This is a genomic window from Streptacidiphilus melanogenes (genome assembly GCF_000787835.1).
In the GTDB taxonomy this organism is placed as follows: Bacteria; Actinomycetota; Actinomycetes; order Streptomycetales; family Streptomycetaceae; genus Streptacidiphilus; species Streptacidiphilus melanogenes.
Window position 1 is genome coordinate 42,165 of record NZ_BBPP01000010.1, and the last position, 22,292, is coordinate 64,456.

A 22,292-nucleotide genomic window follows, 5' to 3' on the forward strand; every position below is an offset into this window, starting at 1 on the left:
TTGTCGCGCCTCTGGGCGGAGCCGCTGATCAGCAGCGCCCGCCGACCCTGGGCAGTGCATCAGCTCGCCTCCGCGCGGTCCGCGGCCATGCCCACGGCGTCGAGCAGCGCACTGCCGACGATCAGGTCGGCGCCGCCGAACTCCTCGTCGTCCAGGCGCGTGCCGTCGTCGACGGCGAAGAGCAGGCGCTCCTCACCCTGCCGGTAGGCCGTACCGACGCCCGGGCTCGCCGCGTGCACGGCCAGCAGGGCGAGGAGGTACGGCAGGTCGGGGTCCAACCGGCGGGCCTCGGCGAGCAGGCCGGAGAGGCGGCGCGGCGCGTCGGCGGGAAGGTCCAGCAGGCCGAGCGCGGTCTCCAACTGCTCGTCGGAGAAGCGGCTGTCGTCCGGCGTGGAGATCAGGTCCGGCTCGGGGAGCTCCGCTCCCAGATGCTCGCGCTCGACCGGCGGGGTGAACAGGACGTCGACGAGATCCGTCAGACGGACCGCGCTCGGGGTGCGCAGCCCTGTCCCCTTGCGGAAGAAGGCCGTCGTCACCGCCGACGCCTGCTCCAGCGGGAGCGGCAGCACGGGAGCGAGCAGCTGGCCGTAGAGGTCCAGGCCGCTGCGCGCGCTGGGCGCGGCGAAGGCCTGGCGGTCCTGCTCGGCGCGGAACAGCGGACCGGCCTCCAGCAGGCGGGTCTGCAGCTGGGTGTGGCGGCGGATGCAGTCCTTGACGATGTCGACGAGCTCCGCAGCACGGCGCTTGTGCTCAGGGTCCTCCGACTCGTCGCGAGCCTTGCGGATGTTGGTGAGGATGGCGTTCTCATGCCGGTAGCGGTCGGCGATGTGCTCGAGCGCCTCGGCGATGAGGTCAGGGACGGTCTCCATCCAGTCCACGGCGCGCACGTTGCGCCGCGTGGCCTCGAGCGCGCGGCGCAGCAGCTCGCTGTACTGGACGGTGCGGTAGCGGGCCTGCTCGGCGGCGAGCTGGGCGTCTGCGAGGCGGCCGCGCCGGATCAGCACCTCCAACTTGACCTCGGCGGCGATCTGCGCGGAGGTGACGTCCGTGTCGAGCGCGCCGACGAGGACGTTGACGGCCTCGTCCGTGGTGCGCAGGTAGACGCCGCCGTCGGGACCCGGCACCTCCTCGATGAGCTTGAAGTCGTAGTCGCGGCGGACGTAGGAGCCGTCGGAGCCGAAGGTGCCGTAGACGGCGCGGAAACCGCGGTCCACGCTGCCGACGTTGATCAGCGACTCGAGCACCCACTTGGCGACGCGCTCGTGCTCGCGCCACTCCCGCTCGGGGGCCTGGGCGGCGACGCGCGGCAGCAGCCGGGCGAGGACCTGGTCCCGGTCGGCGCCGGTGTCGAAGTCCATGTGCAGGGTGACCAGGTCGATCGCGGCGAGTGCGACCTCCGCCATGCCGTAGACCGCGTACTCGCCCGCCAGGTTGGCCTTGCGGCTGTCGAGGTCGTGCAGCGGCGCGGTGCAGGCGAGAGCGCGCAGCCTACGGGCAAGGCCCTCGTCGGCGGCGGGGCCCGGGGCCGTGCGCGCTGCTTCGGCGGTGGTGGTCACGGGGGTTTAGCGTAGAGGCTCGGACGGACAACGTCCCAAACAGCATGGATCGCCCCGCTCTGTCCGGCGGGCTCACTCCGCTCCGCCCCCCGAACCGGGTGCAATGGCACGCGTGCGCGCGGCATGGGCACGGGTGCATGGCGGCCCGGCGCAGCGCGGTCAGTCGTTCGCGGCGACCGTCGCCACCCTGGAGTGGCGCACTCAGCGAGACCCGAGGCCGATCGTGTGCGTACGGCTTTTCGGGCGAGGCCAGTCGGGTGATCTTCGCGGCGTGCCGTTTGCGCCACGCCGGGAGGGGGTTTGAACCGTTTCGCACCCCGGTCTCGGTCGGACCCCGGCCCGAGGGGTGAGCGCTCCGGACAGCCGTCGCGCGGGCGCATACGATCAACGCCGGACGCTGGCCCGCGGGTCATGTCGGACCTGGAGTCGGAGGTGGAGATGGATCTGAACGCCGATCTCGGCGAGGGCTTCGGCCGCTGGGCGCTCACCGACGACCAGGCCCTGCTCTCCGTCGTCACCAGCGCCAACGTCGCCTGCGGCTTCCACGCCGGCGACCCGGCCACCATGCGCCGGGTCTGCGAGGGCGCCGTCGCGCGCGGAGTGCGGATCGGCGCGCAGGTCTCCTACCGGGACCTGGCGGGCTTCGGCCGGCGCGCGATGGATGTGCCCCGCGCCGAGCTCGCCGACGAACTGACTTACCAGATCGGTGCATTGGAGGTCTTCGCGCGGGCCGCAGGGGCGGCGGGCGTCGCCTATGTGAAGCCGCACGGCGCCCTCTACAACCGGGCGGTCCGCGACGAGGACCAGGCCGCGGCGGTCGTCGACGCCGTCACCGCCTTCGCCCGCGCCTTCGGCCGCGAACTGCCCGTCCTCGGCCTGCCCGGCTCGGCCCTGCTGCGCCGGGCCGCCACCGCGGGACTGCCCACGGTGGCGGAGGCGTTCGCGGACCGCGCCTACACCCCGGAGGGCACGCTCGTCCCGCGCACCGAGCCGGGCGCGGTCCTCCACGATCCCGACGCCGTCGTCGCCCAGGCGCTCGCCGTCGCGGTGGCGGGCGAGGCGGCCACCGTCACGGGCGCAAAGGTGGCGGTCACCGCCGACTCCCTGTGTCTGCACGGCGACACGCCGGGCGCGGCCGCGCTGGCCATCCGGGTCCGGAGCGCACTGGAGGCGGCCGGCGTGACGATCGAGGCGTTCGCTTGAGCGGCGCCGAGCCCGAGGCCCTGGGGCGCGCGGCCGCGAAGGCCCCCGGTCGCCCGACCGTTCGCCCCATGGGAGCGCGGGCGCTCCTCGCCGAGGTCGACTCGGACGAGCAGGTCGCGGCACTGCTGGGCGACCTGATGCAGCGTCAGCACCAGGGCCTGCTCGGACCCGATGTCGAACTGGTGCCCGCCGCCCGGACGGTGCTGGTCGACGGCCTCACCGACGCACGCGAACGAAGCACCCTGACCGCCTGGTTGGGCGCGTGGGAACCGCATTCCGCGCAGGCGGGCACCGGACCGCTGGTCGAGATCCCGACCGTGTACGACGGCGAGGACCTGGCGGAGGTAGCGCGGCTGTGGGGCGTTCCTCCCGAGGAGGCGGTGCGACGGCACGCCGCATGCTCGTTCCGGGTGGCCTTCTGCGGCTTCGCGCCTGGATTCGCCTATCTCACCGGCCTGCCCGACGAGTTCGCCGTGCCCCGCCGCGCCACCCCGCGCACCCGCGTCCCCGCCGGGTCCGTCGCCCTGGCCGGGGCGTACACGGGCGTCTACCCCGGCCCCTCCCCCGGCGGCTGGCAGCTCATCGGCCGCACTGCGGTGCGCCTGTGGGACACGGACCGCACACCCGCCGCGATGCTGACACCGGGCACCCGTGTGCGGTTCGTGCCGGTGGCGCCCACGCCAGGTGCGAAGGGGGAAGCGACGTGACTGAGGGTCAGGAACGGCTGCGGGCCCGCCGGGTGTTCGAGGTGCTGCGCCCGGGGCCGCTGACGACCGTCCAGGACGCAGGACGACGCGGCGTGGCGGCGCTGGGCGTGCCCCGGGCCGGAGCGCTGGACGGTCCCGCGTACCGATGGGCCAACGCCCTGGTCGGCAACGACTCTTCCGGCGCGGCGGGCGGAAGCGCGCCGGGGACGGCAGTCGGGGCCGCCTCCGGCGCCGCGGTCCTGGAGGCGACGACGGGAAACCTGGCGCTGCGGGCGGTCGGCGGCGACGCGTGGATCGCCGTGACCGGCGCGCCCGCGCCCGTGCGGGTCGACGGGCGGCCGGTCGCCTGGTGCGCGCCGGTACGGGTCCGGGCGGGCGAGGTGCTCGAGGTGGGCGCGGTCACGGCCGGGGTGCGCTGCTACGTGGCCGTGGACGGCGGCTTCGAGGTCGCGCCCGTGCTCGGCAGCCGGTCGGCGGACCTGCTCGCGGGCCTCGGGCCCGCTCCGCTCTCCGCCGGGATGCGACTGCCGCTCGGCGCGCCGGGAACGCTCGGAGCGCTCGGCCCGGGGAGCGCAGAGCGGAGCCCGCTGGCCGGCCCACCCGCCGAACTGGTGCTGCGCCTCACCCCCGGACCGCGCCGCGACTGGTTCGAGCCGGAGTCGCTCGCCGCGCTCGGCCGTGCGCGCTATCGCGTCTCCCCGGCGAGCAACCGGGTCGGTCTGCGGCTCGCGGACGGACCGCCGCTGCGCCGCCGCGAAGGCCTGGGCGAGCTGCCGAGCGAGGGCATGGTGCTGGGCGCCGTCCAGGTCCCGCCGGACGGGATGCCGGTCGTCTTCCTCGCCGACCACCCGACCACGGGTGGCTATCCGGTCGTCGGCGTGGTGCCGGAGGCGGACCTGGCCGCGGCGGCTCAGGCGGCACCCGGAACGCCGGTCCGCCTGCTGCCCACGGCACGGCTGGACGTCTGAGGCTCGCGGCGGCCTGCGACCCGCGACCTGAGCCGGGCCGGGCTGGGCTCTCTCAGCCGATCCGACCTGGGCTTTTCTCGCGGTGTTCCCGACCGCTGCGGCGCGTCGCCCCTGAGTCGGCCCGGATTCCGGCGCATGGGCGGGATCCGCACGCTCCCTCGTTCGAGTTTTCGAGCGCGTTCGACGGGACATCGGGGGCGGGACGGGTCCAGACTGCTGGCAGAGCCCGAGGGCGCAGGCGCTCGGACCTTTCGCCCGTTGTCCGTCGGGCCGATGCGTACACGACCCTCCCCACCATCCCCATCCTCCCCACCCACGGTTCCGCCTGGAGGTGTTCCGCATGTCTGAGACGCTGCTCGCGGTCGGCACGGCCAAAGGCCTGTTCCTCGCCCGCAGCAAGGACCGCCGCTCCTGGTCCTGGACGGGTCCCCACTTCGTGATGCAGGGCGTCTACTCGGTCGCGGTGGACCGCCGGGGCACGACGCCGCGCATTCTGGTCGGCGCGGATTCCAGCCACTGGGGCCCGTCGGTGTTCACCTCGGACGACCTCGGCGCCAGCTGGCAGGAACCGGCCGCCCCAGCGGTCAAGTTCCCACCCGGGACGGACGCGTCGCTGGTCCGGGTCTGGCAGCTGCGCCCGGCCGGGCCGGAGCAGCCGGGCGTCGTCTACGCGGGCACGGAGCCGGCCGCGCTCTTCCGCTCCGAGGACGGCGGCGTCTCCTTCACCCTGAACGAGGGTCTCTGGCAGCACCCGCAGCGCGCGCAGTGGCAGGCCGGCTTCGGCGGCCAGGGGTTGCACACGATCGTGCTCGACCCGCGTGACCCGCAGGCGGTCACGATCGCCGTCTCCACGGGCGGCGTCTACCGCTCCCTCGACGGCGGCGCGACGTGGGAGCCGTCGAACACCGGCATCGAGGCCCGCTTCATGCCGGAGGAGGAGCGGTACCCCGCCTTCGGGCAGTGCGTCCACAAGGTCTCGCAGGACGCCGCCGATCCCTCCCGCCTCTACCTGCAGAACCACGGAGGCGTCTACCGCAGCGACGACGCCGGCGCGGTCTGGAAACGCATCGACGCCGGGTTGCCCGCCGACTTCGGCTTCCCCGTCGCGGCACACCCGCACCACGGCGACACCGCCTACGTCTTCCCGCTGGTCGCCGACTACGAGCGGCTGGCCCCGGAGCACCGCTGCCGCGTCTACCGGACCGAGGACGCGGGTGAGACCTGGCAGCCGCTGGAGAAGGGCCTGCCCGAGCGCGACCACTACGGTGTGGTCCTCCGCGACGCCCTGACCACGGACGACGGCGAGCCGGCCGGGATCTACTTCGGCAACAAGAACGGGGAGCTGTACGGCAGCGCGGACGAGGGCGAGTCCTGGTCGCTGATCAACGAGCACCTGCCCACGGTGCTCTGCGTCCGGGCGGTCACGCTGGACTGACCTCGGCGGCCGCGTCGCGCGACCACTCCATGCGGCGATGAGGCGCCGCCTCGTCGAAGGCCCGCTCCGCGAAATCCGGCTCGGCCAAATCCGGCTCGACGAAATCCGGCTGGTCGGCGGTGCGATCGACGGACGGTCGGCGGGAGGCCGCCTGGCCGTTGGGGCGGGCCGCCACGTGCTCGCGCCGGCCGGGCAGGGCCCGCAGGGCGGAGGCCGTCTGCTCGGCGGCCTCCCGGTCCAGCTGCTCGGCCTGGTTCTCCCGTCGCTCGGCGGCGGCGAGGCGCAGCAGGTCCGGCAGCAGATCCGTGCACCGGTCCAGCGCCCAGCGGGTGCCCTTGGTCGCCATCCACAGCACCTGGGCGGTGCGGGACGGCGCCACCCCGTCGGTCCGATCGTCCGGCGCGGGGCCCAACGCTATGCCGCGATCGACCAGTTCGCGGTGGAAGGCGCGAGCCAGGGCACGGTGCCCGCGCTCGCTCGGGTGGAGCCGGTCCACGCTCCACATCACGGGGTCAAACAGCCACGGCTCCTCGGCGGCGTGGACGTGCACGGCGTCGTAGCGCTCGGAGAGCGCGTGGACGACGGTGTTGACGCTGCGCATCCGGCGGCCCAGCGGGCGGGCCAGCGCGGGAGGCAGCCCCAGCATCCGGCCGGGGTCCGGGAGACAGGCGGTGAGCAGCACCGTCCCGTCCTCGACCAGGCTGCCGAGCGTGGTGTCGAGGTGCCGGGCCACCGCCTGGATGTCGTAGGTCGCGCGCAGGGTGTCGTTGCCGCCCACGATCACGGCCGCGACGTGCGGTCGCTTCCGGCGTACCTCGGGGAGCTGACGCAACAGCACGTCGGCGGTCTGAGCGCCGCTGGTGGCGTGGTTGGTGAACACCACGTCGCCCGGGTCGGCGGCGAGGCTCTGGGCGAGCAGCGCGGCCCAGCCGCGCCACCCGCCGGCGACGGGATCGCCGAGGCCCTCGGTCAGGGAGTCACCGAGCGCGGAGACGCGCAACGACGTCATCGGGAGGCTCCCTTCGCGAGAGACGCGGCTTGCGGCGTCGGGTGGGGCCGCGACGGCGGATCGGGGACCGGCTGCGTGCGCGGCTGCAGGTCGTGCTCCGGGCGGGGCTGCGGCCGCAGGTCGGACTCCAGGTCCGGCTGCCACTCCGGCTCGGGCTCGGAGTGGGGCTGCGGCTCCGGGAGCGGGCGGCTGGCGGCCGCCGGGCCGACTTCGTGGGCCGACAGGAAGGCGGCCACGGAGGCGTCCCAGCCGAACTCCTCGGCGCGGGCGCGGGCGGTGCCGCGACGGACCGAGGCCGGGCGCGCCAGCAGGTGCTGGACCGCGTCCGCGAACGCCGGTCCGGTGTCCGCGGCCGGCAGGCCGGCCTCGCCGATGATCGGCGGCAGCGCGGAGGCGGCGGACGCGACCACGGGCGTGCCACAGGCGAGCGCCTCGAGCGCGGCCAGGCCGAAGGTCTCCACCGGGCCGGGGGCGAGGGCGATGTCGGCCGAGGCGAGCACGGACGAGAGGCGCGCCGGGTCCGCGATGTGGCCGAGGAGGCGGGCGGGCAGCCCTTCCCCTTCGATGCGGGCCTCCAGCCGCGCCCGCAGCGGCCCGGCCCCGGCGATCGCGAGCACAGCCGGCACGCCCCGGCGTCGGAGCTCGACGAGCGCGTCGAGGGCGCGTTCGGGCCGCTTCTCGTGGGAGAGGCGCGAGCACATCACCAGCAGCGTCTCGTGGGGCGCGGCCAGCTCCGCCCGCAGCGCCTCGTCACGGCGGGAGGGGTGACGCAGGGTCAGGTCGACCCCGAGAGGTGCAAGCCGCAGGTCGGGGCCCAGGCGTCCGAGCTCCAGACGCCGGAACTCCCGGGCGGCCCACTCCGTGGTGCAGATGATCCGGGTGAAGTCGCGCGCCGTCCGGGCGTTGAGGATGTCGGCCGCGCGCCGGGCCGCCGGGCGGGGCAGCCCCCACATCCGCAGCACGCCGTCGAGGCTCTCGTGGGAGACCATCGCCGCGGGGACGTCGTGCTCCCGGGCCCAGCGGCCGGTCCACCGCAGCGTGGTCCGGTCGGACACCTCCAGCCGGTCCGGGCGCACCGCCTCCAGCGTCGCCGCCACACGGGCCCGGTCGCGCAGGACGCGGTAGCCGCCGGTGCCGGGGACGACGGGGCCAGGCAGGGTGATCACCCGACCCTGCTCGGTCTCCTCATCCCCGGCCTCGGGACCGGGCACGATCAGCACGGGGCGGTGCCCGGCCGCGAGATAGCCGGCCCCGAGGCGGCGCAGCGCGGTGCGCAGTCCGCCCGAGGTCGGGGTGACGAAGTTCGCCACCCGCACGATTCGCAGTGCCATGTCGCCCGCCCCTATGCCGCGGCGGCCGTGCCGGCCCCGGCGCTCGCCGCAGCCGCGGCTGCGGCGGTGGCGGGCGCGGTGGCCGAGGTGACGGGCTGGCGGACGTCGCCGGCGGTGCGGCCGCGCTTGGCGATGACCCAGCGGTAGTGCTCGATCAGCTCGTCCCCGACCGACTCCCAGGTGCGGGACTCGACCTCGGCGCGAGCTGCCGCGCCGTACCGAACCCGCACCGACTCGTCGGCCGCGAGCTCACTGACGGCACGCGCGAGGGCCGCGCCGTCACGGGCCGGCACGAGCAGTCCGGTGCGCCGGTGACCGATGAGGTCCAGCGGTCCGCCGACCGCGGGCCCGATCGCGGGCACGCCGCTGGCCATGGCCTCCTGGATGGTCTGGCAGAAGGTCTCCATCGGACCGGTGTGCGCGAAGACGTCCAGGGACGCGTAGAGCGCGGCGAGCTCGTCGCCGGTGCGGCGCCCGAGGAAGACGGCGCCCGGCAGCGCCTGCCGCAGCGAGTGGTCCGAGGGGCCGTCGCCGATGACGACGACCCGCACGCCCGGCAGGGCGACCGTCTCGGCCAGCAGGTCCACCCGCTTCTCGGGCGCGAGACGCCCGACGTACCCGACGAGCACCTCCCCGCCGGGGGCCAGCCCGCGCCGCAGCGCCTCGCTGCGGTGGCGCGGGTGGAAGCGGACGGAGTCCACCCCGCGCCGCCACAGGTGCACCCGCGGGATGCCGTGGGCGGTGAGGTCCTGCGAGGCGGGTGTGGACGGCGCCAGCGTGCGGTCGGCGGCGCAGTGCACCGTCCGCAGCCGCCGCCAGGCGGCGGCCTCCCCGAGCGCGCTGCCCGCGCGGTAGGCGCGGGCGTACCCGGCGATGTCGGTCTGGTAGACGGCGACCGTCGGCAGTCCGAGCCGCTCGGACGCGGCCATGCCGCGCGACCCGAGCAGGAACGGGCTGGCCAGGTGGACGACGTCGGGGCGGTGCCCGGCGATCAGCTGCTCCAGCTTGCGGCTGGGCAGCGCGATCCGGACCTGCGGATACCCGGGCAGGGGCATGGCGGGTACGCGCACGACCGGGCACGGGTCCCCGGCCGCCACCGGCACGGCGGGCGCGGGAGTGATGACGAGGGGCTCGTGCCCACGACGCACCAGATGCTCGGCGGTACGTAGGACGGAGTGGGCGACCCCGTTGATGTCTGGCGGGAACGACTCGGTGACGAGGACGACACGCATGCCAGCGTTATTCCGAGCCCCGGCGTGCGGCGAGGCACGTGGATCTAACTGAACGGCGAACGGCGCACGAATCCTCGTGTCGGCGGTTTTGCCAGGTGTCGCGGCCCGGATCACGGCGTTCTCGGAAGATTCCGTTCGTGTTCCCCGGCTCGTCCGGCACCGGCCGCATCACGTCCGCGCGGCCGACCAACCGGTCGCCCCCGAACCACGAGCCGTCCACGATCACGGCCGGCGCACGACCCCGTCGCAGCTCTCCCCCAACTGCGTTGCCGCCGACCGGTTTCGGTTTTCGGCGGCGCGGACTGGACGAGCCGGGCTCACTCGTCCGTCGTGCTTGCGGCCGGGTGGGAGGGGCTGAACCGCGTCCGCGGCGAGGGCGGGCGAGAGGCCCCGCCGAGCGTGGCCGGCGTCCCTCGGGGCGAGCGTGGCCACCGGACCGACACCGAGCCCGCGGGGACGTTTCCGGTCAGCCCGGCGCACCGGCCACCCGCCCCCCGGCCCGGGCTCGTGACATCTGACCGGGCGGCGAGACGGCCGCCGTTCAGGCCGAGGATCTGCCAGGAGGGCGCAGAGCAGATGCCCGCGCTCACGCGCCCACGCACGGCCACGTAGGCCCGTCCCACGCCCGGCGCTGCCGCGCGGCAGAGCCCGCGCCAGTGACCGCCAAGCCGCAGGCCGACCCGGCAGGACGGAGGGGGCTGGTGACCACCAAGCCCCAGGCCCGACCCGGCAGGACGGAGGGGGCTGGTGACCACCAAGCCCCAGGCCCGACCCGACAGGGCCATGCGCCGGTACCCGCCAAGCCCCAGGCCCGACCCAGCAGGGCGGTGGGGGCTGGTGTCCGCCGAGCCACAGGCCGACCCGGCAGGGCCGTAGGCCGGCGCCCGCCGAGCCACAGGCCGACCCGGCAGGGCCGTAGGCCGGTGTCCGCCGGGTCTCAGGCCGACCCGGCAGGGCCGTGCCCCAGCGACCGCCAAGACGCAGGCCCAACCCGGCAGGGCCGCAGGCCGGTGTCCACCGAGCCGCAGGCCGACCCGGCAGGGCCGCAGGCCAGCGACCGCCGGGTCTCAGCCCGCGCTCAGGCGGCCGCGGACGGCGGCGTGGACCTCGGCCTCCTCGCCCGGATCTGCGGCGAGACGGCGCAGGCGGTCGAGGACGCGGACGTTGCCGCTGGTGCGGACGTGGCGGGCGGCGAGTTCGCGGGTGGCCTCCTCACAGTCCCAGAGGCATTCGACCGCCGCGCCGGTGGCGAAGTACGGGTCGATCAAGGCGAGGCCGCGCGCCGCGCCGAGGCGGAGCTGTGAGCAGACCGTTTCTGCGTAGATGTGGCGCAGCACCGACACGGCCTGTCCGGCCGACAGACGGCCGACGCCCTCGACGAGGGCGAAGAGCCCCTCGCCGTCGGGGCCCGAACGGGACACCTCGCGGTGGAGGGCGGCGACGACGAGCGGGGCGTCCTCCGGGCCGCCCGCGCAGGCGAGCAGGCGGGCCGCAGCGTCAGCGAGACGGCTGCCGTCGGTACGCGAGGCCCAGGCGCGGGCGTGGACGAGGATGCCCTCGCCGCGCATCCGGCCCAGGGTGTCCAGGGCGAAGTCGACGACCGCCTCCGAGAAGTCGTCCGCCGCGAACTCCATCAGCTCGGGCAACTCCGGGTCGTCCACCTCGCAGAGGTGGCGCAGGGCGGCACAGCGGGCACCCGGGAGTCCGGTGCGGGCGGCGAGGCGCAGGACCGGACGATCCGCCGGGCCGGCCACCGCACCCAGCAGGCGGGCCGCGGCGGCGGCGCGGCGCAGGACGGCACGCCCCTCGGGACGCTCTGCGACGCCTGCTCCGCCGGCGACGCCGCCACCGACGCCGGTACCGGGCGACGGCTCAGCCTCGGCGTCCGCCCAGGCCAGCACCGCCTCGGTGCTCCACTCCGGCGTCTGGGGCCGGGACATCTGACGTTGCCACAAGTCGAAGGGGGCCCGCTCGGTCGCCGCGGCGACCCGCGGATGTCCGGCGGCCCACAGGTGCCACGGACGCGGCTCGTAGGCGTCGCGGATCGCGGCCCGCAACTCGGTGTCGCCCTCCGGGCCCTCGGGGAAGCGCGCCAGTACGGCGTCCGCCAGTCCGCGCAGGCCCTCGTCGCTGTCCCGCACCGCCAGCTCGTCCAAGGCCCAGGCCCAGCTGCAGCCCTCGGCGGCGTAGCGGCGCAGCAGTTGCAGCGCGTCCCGCCGGCCGTAGCCGACGAGACGACCCAGCACGGCGAGGGTGAGGCCGGTGCGGCTCTCCCGGGTGTCCAAGTCGTCCCACGCGTCGAAGAGGTGCGCCTCCAGCCCCGTCAGCGGCGCCTCGAGCTCCATGAAGAGGCGCGCGTAGTAGAGGGAGCGGTTCTCGACCTGCCAGTCGCGGCGGGGGTCTCTGGTGACGCACTCCTCCAGGGCGGCGAGCGCGTCGGAACGCTCGGCCGCCAGAGCGTGCAGGGTGCCGTCCCCCCGGCCCCGCTGGAGCAGGCCGAGAAGGGAGGCGCTGGGCGCTATCGCGGGCTCGAACATGAGGTCAGCATCCGTTGCGGCGGTCCTGGTGGCAATGGAATTTCAGTGCGCGTGGCGGTTGACCTGGTGAGTCAGCCCCGGCACGGAGGGTCGGTTCGGGTCCGCGACGGTCGCCGCGGGGATTCTGGCACCGGCTGACGACGCCCGCCAACCGGAAGCACGGAATCGTACCGTCCGCACCCCTTACCGCGCACCTGCCCGCATTCGTTCCGCGCCAACCGCGCCACCCCCGCGACCTGCGAAGCGCCAGGGCGCACCGCAACGCGTCAGCCCGGGGGGACGAGCGCTGGCATATGCCGGATGCAAAATTAGGCCAAGGTTCGGTGAAAGCCCTCCACGGGTGCCACGCTCTGTGCAACAGTCGTAACGTTCACGAACCTCACCGGCCTCTGCGGGACGCCATGCACCCCCACATTTCCCCTCCTTCGCTCGTGCAGCAGGTCTCCGCGCTGCGTGACCGACTGGAGACGGAGTACGGCGAGGGCCATGACCGCGCCGAACGCGCACTGCTGGCCCACGCCCGCTCGCACCTGGTCGAGCTGGAGCGCCTCACGGGCGCGCTGAGCGGCCCGGCCGGGACGGACACCGACGCCGTCCTCCTGGGCGACGCGGAGTGGGACCTCGTCCACGACGCGGTCGCCTGGTCCGCCGAGATGTTCCAGATCTTCGCCCGCACAGCGCAGGACGGCCCGCTCACCCTCGACCAGCTCCCGGGCGCACTGCACCCCGAGGACCGTCGTGCCGTCTCCCGCATGCTGACCGACGCGCTCGTCGACGGACGTCCCATAGACGCCGGGTTCCGCCTGCAGCTCGCGAACGGCACCGTGCGCCCGGTCCACTGTGTGGGCGCGCCCCGCTTCGCCGACAACGGCTGCATCCACGCCGTCTGGCTCGCCATCCGCACCTGCTAGCGCCCAACGGCCACCAAACCGCCGGGCACGCCCTCGCCCCTGCCCCCGCACCGCCGCTCACCCGCCCGAAGCGGAGCGAACGGCGGCTCAGATGATCTGCGGGCGGGACTTGGGCGGCATCGCCTTGCTGATCTGCGCCCGAAGGTGGGCGACCTCGGGCATCTTGTCGTAGCGACCGGTCAGCCGGTACATCTGCCGCAGCCGGTGCCAGGTGCGGTGCGAGGACATCTCGCCCGTGGAACTGAGCGCGAGCTGCGCGTAACGCTGCGCCTCGTCCGGCTTGTTGGCCAGAAAGCACGCCGACGCCATGGAGATGTGGTCGAACAGCTTGGACCGCTCGTGCCCGCCCTCGCGCAGTTGCAGCGCGAGCTGTGCATGGCGCTGCGCCAGGGCCGCCGCGCCCGGGTCGTGGTCGGCCAGGGTGCGGTACGTGAGCGCCTCCATGCCGTGGAGGTCCGCGAGGTCGAAGAACTGCAGCCAGTTCGGCCCCGGTTCACCGCTGTCCTGGGCGAAGAGGTCTTCGGCCTCGCCAAGCGTGCGACGGGTGGCCTGGCTGCGGCCCAGCGAGGCCTGCGCCCAGGCCTCGACCGTGCGCAGCATGGCGCGGGTGCGCGGCAGCGCCTCCTCGCCCGCACCGGCGTCGGCGACGCGCATCAGGTCCAGCGCGTCCCCGGCGCGGCCCAGGTGAACCATCTGGCGCGCGGCGCGCGCCAGGGCCTCGCTGGCGCGCGGGCGGTCCTCGGCCTCACGGGCGGAGTGCACCGCCATCACGAAGTACCGCTGGGCGGTGGGCTCCAGGCCGACGTCGTGGGACATCCACCCCGCGAGCACCGCCAGGTTGGCCGCCACACTCCACAGCCGCCGCCGCAGGTGCTCGGGGTGGTCGTAGGTGAGCATGCTGCCCACCTCGTTCAACTGCCCTACCACAGCCTTGCGTTGGAGACCGCCACCGCGCGAGGCGTCCCAGCGGCGGAAGACGTCGACCGACTCCTCCAGGGCGACGACCTCGTCCTCACCCACCGGACCGGCCTCGTAGTAGTCGAGGGCCGGCAGCGCCGAGGCGCTCCGGACCACCGCCGCCGAGCCGCCCGCCGGGGGGATCGCGGCCGGGGACCGCATCCAGTCGTACAGAGGGTTGGCGATGACGGCCCCCGCAGCGAGAGCCGTGCTCGCTCCCATCAGTCCGCGTCGATTCAGCATCAGGTCCATTCCCGTGAACTCGGTGAGGACCGCGGCTGTCTGTCCTGGTGCCGGTCTGGAGCCGTCCGGCTCGCTGCCGCGCGAGCTCGGGGCGGATGGCCGTTCCCGGTGGAAGCCGAGGTCCTCAGGCGTGACTACTCGGCCGAGCTGCTCGCTGAACAGCGCCGCCAGGATGCGCGGAACGGGGTCGCGGGGGATCTCCCCGCGCTCCATCCAACGGCGCACCCGCGAGGTGTCGGTCGACAGCTGCTGCTGACCGGCCTGCGCACCGCGGCGGTTGACCAACCGCGCCAACTCCCCCTTCGACCATCCGGTCAGGGCGAAAAGGTCGGCGAGCTGGTGGTTCGGTCCTCTGTTCACGTCGTGCCCCCAGGTTCTCGGCACTTCGACACTAACCACCCGTCATGTGCCAGGCGAGCATTCGCCAGGGTTCGCCAGGGTGCGCCAACTGTCTCGCTCGGGGCGGCGGGGTGTGTTGTATGAATGCGCCACCCCAACCTGGGAAATCGCCCGGCCGATGGCTCCGGGGGCAGGTGTGGCGCAAGGGGTGGCGCACCGTCGCCACGCGCCAGGGTTCGCCCGGGAGACGCAACTCCCCAGGGTGCGCCGACCGGGCTCCGGCCCGCGCGGCGCCGGGCCGCCACCCCGACCAGGCACTCGTCCGCCGGCCCGACCCCGGTCGGCGGACGGAGGCACCGGACGCACCGGACGGACACACCGGTCAGACGAAGGGATCAGGACGCACCCATGTACTCACCGGCTCTCTCCCCCGCACCGGTGGCCCGCCCGCAGGGCGCGCCCGCCGCTCCGCTCCGGCGTCGGACGGGCCTGGGCCTGCGCGAGCCCGGCGGACAGCCCTCCGCCCGTCCCACGCACGGAGCGCAGCAGCTCCGTCGCCCCGCACCCGCCGTCGCCCGCCCCGGCGCCGCACCGCGCCCCGAGACCCCCGTGCAGCACTCGCCCCAGGTCCGCGCCGTACTGGCCCACATCTCGCGGATAGCTCCCGCCTTCGTCCCGCGGCAGCTGCTGCAGGACCGTCGGCACGTGCTGATCGCAGGTACCTCCGGCCGTACCCCGGTGGTGGCGAAGGCCCTGGCGCGTCCCGGCGAGGACCTCGACGGGATGGAGCGCTTCCAGCGCGAGATCGCCGCGCACCGCGCGTTCGTGCGCCACCGTCCGCCGGTCCGGCTGCCGAAGCTCGTGGCCGCCGACACCGACCGCTGCGTGCTGCTGATGGAACGCGTCCCCGGCCGCCCGGCCGCGCGTGAGCGTCACCCCTCGGACACGCCCACGCCGGGTGAGGTGCGGGCCATCGTCGGCGCGATCCGCGCCCTCAATCTCTGGCGGCCGCCGACGGGCGTCTTCGACCGCCCGCTCGAGTACACCCGCGAGATCGCCCGCTACCACGCCCTCGGCCTGCTGACGGACCGTGACACCAGTGACCTGCAGCAGCTGTTGCACGGCCTGGCCCACCAGCCCTGGCAGTTCTGCCACGGCGACGCGCTGCTCACCAACGTGCTGCTGGCGCCCTCCGGCCCCGTCCTGGTCGACTGGGAGCAGGCCGGCTGGTACCTGCCGGGCTACGACCTCGCGCTGCTGTGGACGGTCATGGCCGGTGACACGGGTGCGCGGCGCCAACTCAGCCAAATCGCCCAGTCCACGGGCACGCTGGGGCGCGACGCCTTCCTCATCAACCTGATCCTGGTCCTGATGCGGGAGATCCGTCTGCACGACGTCCCGGGCGCGGGCGAGGAGCAGCGCATCCTCATCCGCCGCCTGCACGAGGACGCCGCCCTCGCCCGCCGCGCGGTCCGCGCCGCCGTGGGGACGCGCTGAGCGTCTGTGGCGGCGATGGCCCAGGCCAGGCTCGTGGCGCACGGCCACGCCCCTGTCAGCGCGCCTGTCGGGCGCACTCGGGCTTCCGCCGGGCAGTGCGGTCCTGATCCCGCCGGCCCCGACCCCGGCCCCGGTGCTCGGTGCTCGGTGCCTGCTACCTGCTGCCCGCCGAGAAACAGCAGCTGACCACCCTCGTCGCGCGGACGGTGCCTCGCGGACGGCGCGCCGCGTGGACGGTGCTCAGGACTCCGCTGCCGCGCGCAGGAGCGGCGCGCCGGTCGGCAGCAGGGCACGGGTGGTGAGTCCGTCACGCAAATGGCGCTCCAAGGGGACGGTGCGATGGAGGCCGGCCGGGCCCGCGAGTGCGACGGAACGGTGGACGACGGCGAGCGAGAGGTCCGCGACGCGAGGGGCGAGGAGGCGGGCGCGGCGGTCCGCACCCGGGCGCGCCGCGTCGACGGCGACTGCCAGGCCCGTCAACAGCTCCTCGGCCGCAATGAGTTCGAGCTCCAGTGCGCCACGGTCCAGCTCCGAGACTCCCTTGACGTGCCGCACCAGCCAGGCACGGGCGGCACGGGCGACGCCGAGGCAGATCGCCGCGGCCGCGAGACGACGCCCCGCCTCGTCTCGGGCGTCGGGCGCCGGCAGGCGGAAGGCCCCGTCCAGCAGGACCTTCTCGAAATGGACGTCCTGGTTCGCGCCCGCGCGCAGACCGAGCTGCTCCGAACCGGGCTCGACCAGCAGGCCGGGCGTGTCGCCGGGCAGCAGGAAGAGGGCAGGACCGTGCGACCCGGCGTCGTCGGCTTCGTCCACATCCGCGGCGACCACCAGCCAGGCCAGCGCCTCCGCACCCGGCACGCCGTGCTCACGACCGGTCAACTGCCAGCCGTCGGCGGTCTGCTGGGCCGTCACCTCGGCTCCGGCCTCGGAGCCCGGGCCGCCCGGCGGCAGCAGGCCGACCAGTGCGGGGCCCCGGCGTGAGTCCGTGAGCAGCGCACGGTAGGCGTCGGCCGGCCAGTGGCCGGTGCGCGCCTGGGCCTCGTGGACGAGCAGGGTGTCCCCGGCCAGCAGTGCGACCGACGGGTCGCCGCTGCCCAGCGCGGCGAGCAGGTGGACGGTCTCGGTGAGCCCGGCGCCGGCCCCGCCGTACTGTGCCGAGACGGTCAGGGTGAGCAGCCCGGCCGCATGGACCTCCTCGATCCCCTGATAGGGGAAGGCGCCCTCGCGGTCGTGCTCGTCGGCGCGGGCCGCGAGCAGGTCGACGACGCGGGGCAGGCGGGTCATGGCCTCGTCGGCCCGGGGGAAGGACATCGTCGAGTCGGCCGTCTCGCTCAGACCTGGAACATGTCGGCGGGCAGGGGCTTGAGGAGCTTGTAGAGGTCCTCACTGACCGGGCGGTCCCAGGTCACGACCGTGACCAGCACGTCGTCGCTGCGGCCGAACTGCACACAGGCCAGCCGGCCCTCGCTGAGCTTGTACTTCTTCACGATCAGCAGGCCGTCGTCGAGCATGACGGGGAAGTCCTCGCTGTCGAGGACCTCGACCGGCTCCTCGCTGCCGATCACGGCCAGCATCTGGTGGACCTCGAGCGGCACACCGTCCTCGGGCTCGCGGGCGGCGGAGCCGGCCCGCAGATTACCGATGATCATGGACGGGCCGCGGCCGCCCATGAGGTCGTAACGCAGCAGCACGCCGTGGCAGCTGCCGTCCTCCGGGTCGCTGAGCAGGACGGCCCCGAAGTCGCCCGGCCAGTCGCCCGGATCCATCGCGAGAATGTCGAAGTCCGGGCCTGCGGGGGTGCCGGAGCGGCGGCGAAGGAAAGCCATGAGGCCATCGTACGTGCCCGCGCAGATGACGAACGCGTGACCGCCAGGTGGCGGGTCGTGCTCCGGGCCGAGACAGGCGCTCCGGAGAGGTCCCGGGCACCGAGACCAGGTTGACGAACGGATCACGTTCCGATTACGTTCGGCCACATGCAGAGATCGCCGCAACTGGTGAGCAGGGGTCATATCGACCTCATGCGCGTGGCGTCGGCTGCATGTCGCGCCTGCCGCCCGAGCCGTTGACGCCTCGGCGGCACGTAGTCCCCCTCGTGCCGGTTCTCACCGCGCCGGGCGTCCCCTCGTTCCGCAGACGGCATCGGCCCCGGTTCGGCCGTGCGCCTGCGGATCGTGTGCCCCTTCTGCAAACCTGGACCCGGTAAGGAACCGGAACACCCACCAGAAATCTCGTCCGCCCGGCCTCCGGCCGCGGGGGGCGAGCCCGCTCGGCACCGCGTGGGGGCGTGTGCGAGTGGGCTGGGCGCCGCGTCGACCCCGTGGGGGTGGTCGACGCGGCGCCCGTCAGCGACACGGGCCGCGGGCCGAACGGAAGATTGGCCCAGGTCGGCCGAGCCAGGTCGGCGACTCAGGTCCGCCGAGTCAGGCGGCTCAGGTCAGATCGAACTCGCCGTCGCGCGCACCGAGCACGAACGCGTTCCACTCCGCCGGGGTGAAGATCAGCGACGGCCCCTCGGGGCTGCGCCCGTCGCGCATCGCGATGTATCCGTCGATGAAGGCCACCTGTACGTCACCCACGCCCTGGCTGCTGGACAGCCACTCCGCTCCGCTCAGATCGAGCGCGGGTTTCTTCTCCTCCACCGCAACCCCGACCGGGCCCCGCTGAGCAAAAACCCCGGCCCCCGCGGTCACGTCGAAGAATGCGTCGCTTGCCACGTCGAGCTCCTCCCGCCGTCAGTTGATCCCACTGTAATCTCCGCGGCTGCTCGCGGTAGAGGGCTTCGACACGATCCGCCCGTGCGGGTGACAGCGAGCGGATCGGCCTGGTAGGGGCGGTGGTTCGGCCCTGCGATCCGGTGATCGGTTCAGCTGATCGGGATCAGCTGCCCGGCCGGTCGCTCCCGACGAGCCACATCGAGAAGAACTGCGCGCCACCCCCGTAGGCGTGGCCGAGGGCGCGGCGGGCGCCGTCGATCTGGTGCTCGCCCGCGAGTCCGCGCACCTGGAGCGCCGCCTCGGCGAAGCGGATCATGCCGGAGGCGCCGATCGGATTGGAGGAGAGCACCCCGCCCGACGGATTGACCGGCAGGTCGCCGTCCAACTCGGTGACGCCCGCCTCGACCAGCTTCCACCCCTCCCCCTGGTCGGCGAAGCCGAGGTTCTCCAGCCACATCGGTTCGTACCAGGAGAACGGCACGTACATCTCCACCACGTCGAGCTGGCGTCGCGGGTCCGTGACGCCCGCCTGGCGGTAGACGTCCGCGGCGCAGTCCCGGCCCGCCTGCGGGCTCACGTAGTCCTTGCCCGCGAAGATGGTCGGCTCGCTGCGCATCGCGCCGCCGTGGACCCAGGCCGGCGGACGGGGCGCACGTGCGGCGCCGCGCGCCCCCGTGAGCACCAGCGCGCAGGCGCCGTCGGAGGAGGGGCAGGTCTCCGAGTAGCGGATCGGGTCCCAGAGCATCGGCGACGACTGCACCCGCTCCAGTGTCAGATCGTGCTCGTGCAAGTGGGCGTAGGGGTTCTTCAGCGCGTTGCGGCGGTCCTTGAACGCCACCAGCGAACCGACGGTGTCGGGCGCGCCGGTGCGCCGCATGTAGGCGCGCACGTGCGGGGCGAAGAACCCGCCCGCCCCGGCCGTCAGCGGCTGCTGGAAGGGGATCGGCAGCGACAGCCCCCACATCGCGTTGGACTCGGACTGCTTCTCGAACGCGACGGTCAGCACGGTCCCGTGCACGCCGGCCGCGACGAGGTTCGCGGCGACGAGCGCGGTGGAGCCGCCGACGGACCCGGCGGTGTGGACCCGCAGCATCGGTTTGCCCACCGCGCCGAGCGCCTCGGCGAGGTAGAGCTCCGGCATCATCACGCCTTCGAAGAAGTCCGGCGCCTTGCCGATGACCACGGCGTCGATGTCGGCCCAGCCCAACTCGGCGTCGGCCAGCGCCCGGACGGCCGCCTCGCGGACCAGCCCGGCGATCGAGACGTCCTGGCGGGCGGCCACGTGCTTGGTCTGGCCGACCCCGACGACGGCCACGGGCTGCTTGCTCATCGCGTTCCTCCCGCGCTGCTCTCGAGGACGGCCACCAGGTTCTGCTGCAGGCAGGGTCCCGAGGTGGCGTGGGCGAGCACCCGGCCGGCCTCGCCGCGGTGGATGAGGGCGGCGGCCTCGCCGAGGCGGATCAGGCCGGCCGCCATGACCGGGTTGGCGGCCAGCGGCCCGCCGGAGGGGTTGACCGGGACGCGGTCGTCGAGGTCGAGGGCGCGCCGCAGCACGATTTCCTGCGCGGTGAACGGCGCGTGCAGTTCGGCGGCGTCGAGGGGCGCGTCGAAGGCGCCGGCCGCCGCCGCGGCGAGTCGGGTGGACGGCGACTCGGTGAGGTCGCGCACGCCCGGCTGGTGGGCCTCGATCCGGTGGTCGATGCCGCGGATCCAGGCGGGGTTGGCGTGCAGGGCCCGGGCGGCGTCGCCGGCCGCGAGGATCACCGCGGCTGCGCCGTCGCTGATCGGCGGGCAGTCGTGGCGGCGCAGCGGCTCGACCTCGTAGGGCCGCCGCAGCAGGTCCTCGACGTCGGCGCTGCCGCGCAGCTGGGCGTGCGGGTTCGCGGTGGCGGCGCGACGGCTGCGTACGGCGGTGCGCGCGAGGCCGCGCTCGTCGGTGAGCCCGGCGTCGATCAGTGCCTGGGCCTGGAGGGCGGCCAGGGCGATCGAGTCGGGCCACAGCGGCGCGAGGGTGTAGGGGTCGAGCTGCCGGGTGAGCACGTCGCGCACGCTCCCCGGCGAGGACTTGCCGTAGGAGTAGACGAGGGCGGTGTCGGCCTCGCCGGTCTGCAGCTTGACCCAGGCCTCGTACAGGGCCCAGGCGCCGTCCATCTCGACGTGCGACTCGGAGATCGGCGGCCAGGCGCCGACGCCGTCGAGCGCCATGGTGAAGGAGAAGGCGCGGCCCGCGAGGTAGTCGCTGCTGCCGGAGCAGGTGAACCCGATCCGGTTCGCTGTCAGTCCCGTCTGCTTGAGTACGTCGTGGAGGACGGGCATGACCAGCTCGACCTCGGAGAGCTGGTCGGTGCGCCGGGTGTGGCTGCTCTGGGCGAAGGCGACGACGGCGACGTCGCGTCCGCTGCGGGCGCCGCTGTGCACGGGTGAGGGGGCTGGGCTGCTCACATCCACCTCCGGTAGCTCTCGGGGTCGGCGTCGGGCTCGCCCGTCGGACGGAAGTGGCTGATCGAGGCCAGGCTGGGGCCGAGACGCCGGTCGTCCCAGACGGCTTCGACGCGCTGCCCGATGCGGACGTCGGCGTAGGGGGTGTCGCCGATGCGGGCGTGCAGGCCGACGTGCGCGCCGTCGAGGAGCACGTACGCGTAGCAGTAGGGCACTTCGACGTCGAGGCCCTTGGCGGCGATGTTGACGATGCAGAACGTGGTGACGGTGCCGGTGTGCGGCAGCTCCAGCTGCTCCGGGGTGGCGATGCCGCAGGTGGGGCAGGCGCCGCGGGGCGGTACGTAGACGCGGGTGCACTGCGGGCAGCGCTCGGCGAGCAGCCGCTTCTCGGGCAGCGCGGTGAGGAAGCGGGCCTGTGCGCTGCCGGGGCTGTAGGTGTACTCCAGGCGGGCCGGGATGGTCACCCGGGTCACGGGCTCGGCGCCCGCGAGTTCCGGGATACCGGCCAGGAGTTCGGCGGCCGTGGTCATGCGGCGGGGCCCTCCGCTCGGGTCGGCGACGCCGCCTGTGGGGCGTCGGCGGCTTCGGGCCCTTCGGGCGCGGGCTCGAAGCAGGCGATGTCGGTGATGGCGCCGCTGCGCTCCGCGGCCCAGCGGATGGCGACGCGCATGCCGGTGCGCACGGCGTGGCGCGGCGCGTCGAGCGCGTGCAGCAGCGCCGTGTCCGCGCCGTCGAGGCGGACCAGCACCCAGGCGAAGGGGGTGTCCAACGGCTGGTAGGGGCGCGGTCGTTCGTTCCACGCCCAGGTGGTCACGGTGCCGAGCTGCCCGAGCGGGACCAGTTCGGTCAGCTCGGCCGCGGTGACGGGGTCGTACTCGGCGGGCGGACACAGCACCCGGCCGTCGCTGCCACGCGCCCCGAGCACGACGCGCTCGCGCAGCCCGGTGAGGAAGGCGCCCAGCACGGGGCCGGTGGAGCGGGTGAACGGGAATTCGACGATCAGCGGTGCGCTGAGCACCTCGGGGGGCATGGCGGTACGTCCTTTCGCGATCTTTACGACGGAACAGGCTGTGCGACGGAAGAAGGCGGAACGAGGCGGATTCCGGGGTCCGGGATGCGCCGGTCCCGAGGGTCGGCGGGCCGTGGCCGCAGGCGGGTGGGCGGGCCGTGGCCGCAGGCGGGTGGCGGGCTGCGCAGGCCGCGCGGGGCACCGG

18 protein-coding genes and 1 pseudogene are annotated in these 22,292 nt (G+C 74.4%); 7 read left to right on the forward strand and 12 right to left on the reverse strand.

From position 1 onward, the window contains the following. Positions 1 to 59: 59 nt before the first annotated feature. On the reverse strand, positions 60 to 1,556 hold the full coding sequence (locus tag TR49_RS13685; protein WP_042381376.1) for a hypothetical protein: 1,497 nt from the start codon (positions 1,554 to 1,556) through the stop codon (positions 60 to 62). 438 nt (positions 1,557 to 1,994) lie between these two features. On the opposite strand from TR49_RS13685, the gene TR49_RS13690 reads away from it, so the two are divergent. From TR49_RS13690 to TR49_RS13705, 4 genes are all read left to right on the forward strand, one after another. Beyond that, entirely contained in the window at positions 1,995 to 2,759 is a 765-nt protein-coding gene (locus TR49_RS13690; protein ID WP_042381654.1) for a LamB/YcsF family protein, read from the forward strand. Between the two features lie 68 nt (positions 2,760 to 2,827). Beyond that, the gene (locus TR49_RS44980; RefSeq protein WP_042381657.1) at positions 2,828 to 3,466 is read left to right on the forward strand and encodes a 5-oxoprolinase subunit B family protein; all 639 of its coding nucleotides are present in this window, start codon (positions 2,828 to 2,830) and stop codon (positions 3,464 to 3,466) included. Continuing rightward, complete coding sequence (locus tag TR49_RS13700) at positions 3,463 to 4,434, forward strand: 5-oxoprolinase subunit C family protein (RefSeq protein WP_236653352.1); 972 nt, start codon at positions 3,463 to 3,465, stop codon at positions 4,432 to 4,434. The genes TR49_RS44980 and TR49_RS13700 overlap by 4 nt, the downstream gene beginning before the upstream one ends. Positions 4,435 to 4,774: 340 nt before the next feature. Beyond that, the gene (locus TR49_RS13705) at positions 4,775 to 5,869 is read left to right on the forward strand and encodes a WD40/YVTN/BNR-like repeat-containing protein (RefSeq protein ID WP_042381382.1); all 1,095 of its coding nucleotides are present in this window, start codon (positions 4,775 to 4,777) and stop codon (positions 5,867 to 5,869) included. On the opposite strand, the gene TR49_RS13710 is transcribed toward TR49_RS13705, so the two are convergent. The 4 genes from TR49_RS13710 to TR49_RS13725 form a co-directional block, all read right to left on the reverse strand. Continuing rightward, positions 5,856 to 6,878, reverse strand: a complete 1,023-nt coding sequence (locus TR49_RS13710; RefSeq protein WP_063770085.1) for an SGNH/GDSL hydrolase family protein — start codon at positions 6,876 to 6,878, stop codon at positions 5,856 to 5,858. The two genes, TR49_RS13705 and TR49_RS13710, sit on opposite strands and share 14 nt — an antisense overlap. After that, positions 6,875 to 8,209, reverse strand: coding sequence for a glycosyltransferase (locus tag TR49_RS13715; protein ID WP_063770086.1), 1,335 nt, complete (start codon positions 8,207 to 8,209; stop codon positions 6,875 to 6,877). Before TR49_RS13715 ends, TR49_RS13710 begins: the two co-directional genes overlap by 4 nt. A gap of 11 nt (positions 8,210 to 8,220) precedes the next feature. Next, complete coding sequence (locus TR49_RS13720) at positions 8,221 to 9,441, reverse strand: glycosyltransferase family 4 protein (protein WP_084724879.1); 1,221 nt, start codon at positions 9,439 to 9,441, stop codon at positions 8,221 to 8,223. A gap of 1,067 nt (positions 9,442 to 10,508) precedes the next feature. Continuing rightward, complete coding sequence (locus TR49_RS13725) at positions 10,509 to 11,978, reverse strand: hypothetical protein (protein ID WP_042381384.1); 1,470 nt, start codon at positions 11,976 to 11,978, stop codon at positions 10,509 to 10,511. Positions 11,979 to 12,409: 431 nt separating this feature from the next. Here TR49_RS13725 and TR49_RS13730 point away from each other — a divergent pair, with 431 nt between their 5' ends. Next, the gene (locus TR49_RS13730; RefSeq protein WP_042381386.1) at positions 12,410 to 12,889 is read left to right on the forward strand and encodes a PAS domain-containing protein; all 480 of its coding nucleotides are present in this window, start codon (positions 12,410 to 12,412) and stop codon (positions 12,887 to 12,889) included. An 87-nt stretch (positions 12,890 to 12,976) separates the two neighbouring features. On the opposite strand, the gene TR49_RS13735 is transcribed toward TR49_RS13730, so the two are convergent. Next, positions 12,977 to 14,449, reverse strand: coding sequence for a DNA-binding protein NsdB (locus TR49_RS13735; RefSeq protein ID WP_042381388.1), 1,473 nt, complete (start codon positions 14,447 to 14,449; stop codon positions 12,977 to 12,979). Between the two features lie 387 nt (positions 14,450 to 14,836). On the opposite strand from TR49_RS13735, the gene TR49_RS13740 reads away from it, so the two are divergent. Further along, positions 14,837 to 15,925: an aminoglycoside phosphotransferase family protein gene (locus TR49_RS13740; RefSeq protein WP_042381390.1), complete on the forward strand. Its 1,089-nt coding sequence runs from the start codon at positions 14,837 to 14,839 to the stop codon at positions 15,923 to 15,925. 240 nt (positions 15,926 to 16,165) lie between these two features. Here TR49_RS13740 and TR49_RS13745 read toward each other — a convergent pair whose 3' ends face one another. Both TR49_RS13745 and TR49_RS13750 read right to left on the reverse strand, forming a co-directional pair. Further along, positions 16,166 to 17,236 carry an acyl-CoA dehydrogenase family protein gene (locus TR49_RS13745; protein ID WP_052434277.1) on the reverse strand — a complete coding sequence of 357 codons (1,071 nt, stop codon included), beginning with the start codon at positions 17,234 to 17,236 and terminating at the stop codon, positions 16,166 to 16,168. A gap of 20 nt (positions 17,237 to 17,256) precedes the next feature. Further along, positions 17,257 to 17,751 carry a hypothetical protein gene (locus TR49_RS13750; protein WP_042381394.1) on the reverse strand — a complete coding sequence of 165 codons (495 nt, stop codon included), beginning with the start codon at positions 17,749 to 17,751 and terminating at the stop codon, positions 17,257 to 17,259. Positions 17,752 to 17,898: 147 nt separating this feature from the next. On the opposite strand from TR49_RS13750, the gene TR49_RS46670 reads away from it, so the two are divergent. Then, positions 17,899 to 17,991: a putative leader peptide gene (locus TR49_RS46670; protein ID WP_369405310.1), complete on the forward strand. Its 93-nt coding sequence runs from the start codon at positions 17,899 to 17,901 to the stop codon at positions 17,989 to 17,991. Between the two features lie 363 nt (positions 17,992 to 18,354). On the opposite strand, the gene TR49_RS13755 is transcribed toward TR49_RS46670, so the two are convergent. The 4 genes and pseudogenes from TR49_RS13755 to TR49_RS45505 all read right to left on the reverse strand — a co-directional run bounded on the left by TR49_RS13755 (position 18,355) and on the right by TR49_RS45505 (position 22,108). Further along, on the reverse strand, positions 18,355 to 18,564 hold the full coding sequence (locus tag TR49_RS13755; RefSeq protein ID WP_042365454.1) for a DUF397 domain-containing protein: 210 nt from the start codon (positions 18,562 to 18,564) through the stop codon (positions 18,355 to 18,357). Positions 18,565 to 18,802: 238 nt separating this feature from the next. Then, positions 18,803 to 19,969, reverse strand: coding sequence for a thiolase family protein (locus tag TR49_RS13760; protein ID WP_042381395.1), 1,167 nt, complete (start codon positions 19,967 to 19,969; stop codon positions 18,803 to 18,805). Then, the gene (locus TR49_RS13765) at positions 19,966 to 21,081 is read right to left on the reverse strand and encodes a thiolase family protein (protein ID WP_236653353.1); all 1,116 of its coding nucleotides are present in this window, start codon (positions 21,079 to 21,081) and stop codon (positions 19,966 to 19,968) included. The genes TR49_RS13760 and TR49_RS13765 overlap by 4 nt, the downstream gene beginning before the upstream one ends. Then, positions 21,078 to 22,108 (reverse strand): annotated as a pseudogene (locus TR49_RS45505) (Zn-ribbon domain-containing OB-fold protein). Before TR49_RS45505 ends, TR49_RS13765 begins: the two are co-directional and overlap by 4 nt. Between the last annotated feature and the right edge of the window lie 184 nt (positions 22,109 to 22,292).

Coding starts and splice junctions, on each gene's coding strand:
- TR49_RS13690 (WP_042381654.1), top strand. CDS start 1,995: ATGGATCTGAACGCCGATCTCGGCGAGGGCTTCGGCCGCTGGGCGCTC.
- TR49_RS44980 (WP_042381657.1), top strand. CDS start 2,828: ATGGGAGCGCGGGCGCTCCTCGCCGAGGTCGACTCGGACGAGCAGGTC.
- TR49_RS13705 (WP_042381382.1), top strand. CDS start 4,775: ATGTCTGAGACGCTGCTCGCGGTCGGCACGGCCAAAGGCCTGTTCCTC.
- TR49_RS13710 (WP_063770085.1), bottom strand. CDS start 6,878: ATGACGTCGTTGCGCGTCTCCGCGCTCGGTGACTCCCTGACCGAGGGC.
- TR49_RS13715 (WP_063770086.1), bottom strand. CDS start 8,209: ATGGCACTGCGAATCGTGCGGGTGGCGAACTTCGTCACCCCGACCTCG.
- TR49_RS13720 (WP_084724879.1), bottom strand. CDS start 9,441: ATGCGTGTCGTCCTCGTCACCGAGTCGTTCCCGCCAGACATCAACGGG.
- TR49_RS13725 (WP_042381384.1), bottom strand. CDS start 11,978: ATGTTCGAGCCCGCGATAGCGCCCAGCGCCTCCCTTCTCGGCCTGCTC.
- TR49_RS13740 (WP_042381390.1), top strand. CDS start 14,837: ATGTACTCACCGGCTCTCTCCCCCGCACCGGTGGCCCGCCCGCAGGGC.
- TR49_RS13745 (WP_052434277.1), bottom strand. CDS start 17,236: ATGTCCTTCCCCCGGGCCGACGAGGCCATGACCCGCCTGCCCCGCGTC.
- TR49_RS13750 (WP_042381394.1), bottom strand. CDS start 17,751: ATGGCTTTCCTTCGCCGCCGCTCCGGCACCCCCGCAGGCCCGGACTTC.
- TR49_RS46670 (WP_369405310.1), top strand. CDS start 17,899: ATGCAGAGATCGCCGCAACTGGTGAGCAGGGGTCATATCGACCTCATG.
- TR49_RS13760 (WP_042381395.1), bottom strand. CDS start 19,969: ATGAGCAAGCAGCCCGTGGCCGTCGTCGGGGTCGGCCAGACCAAGCAC.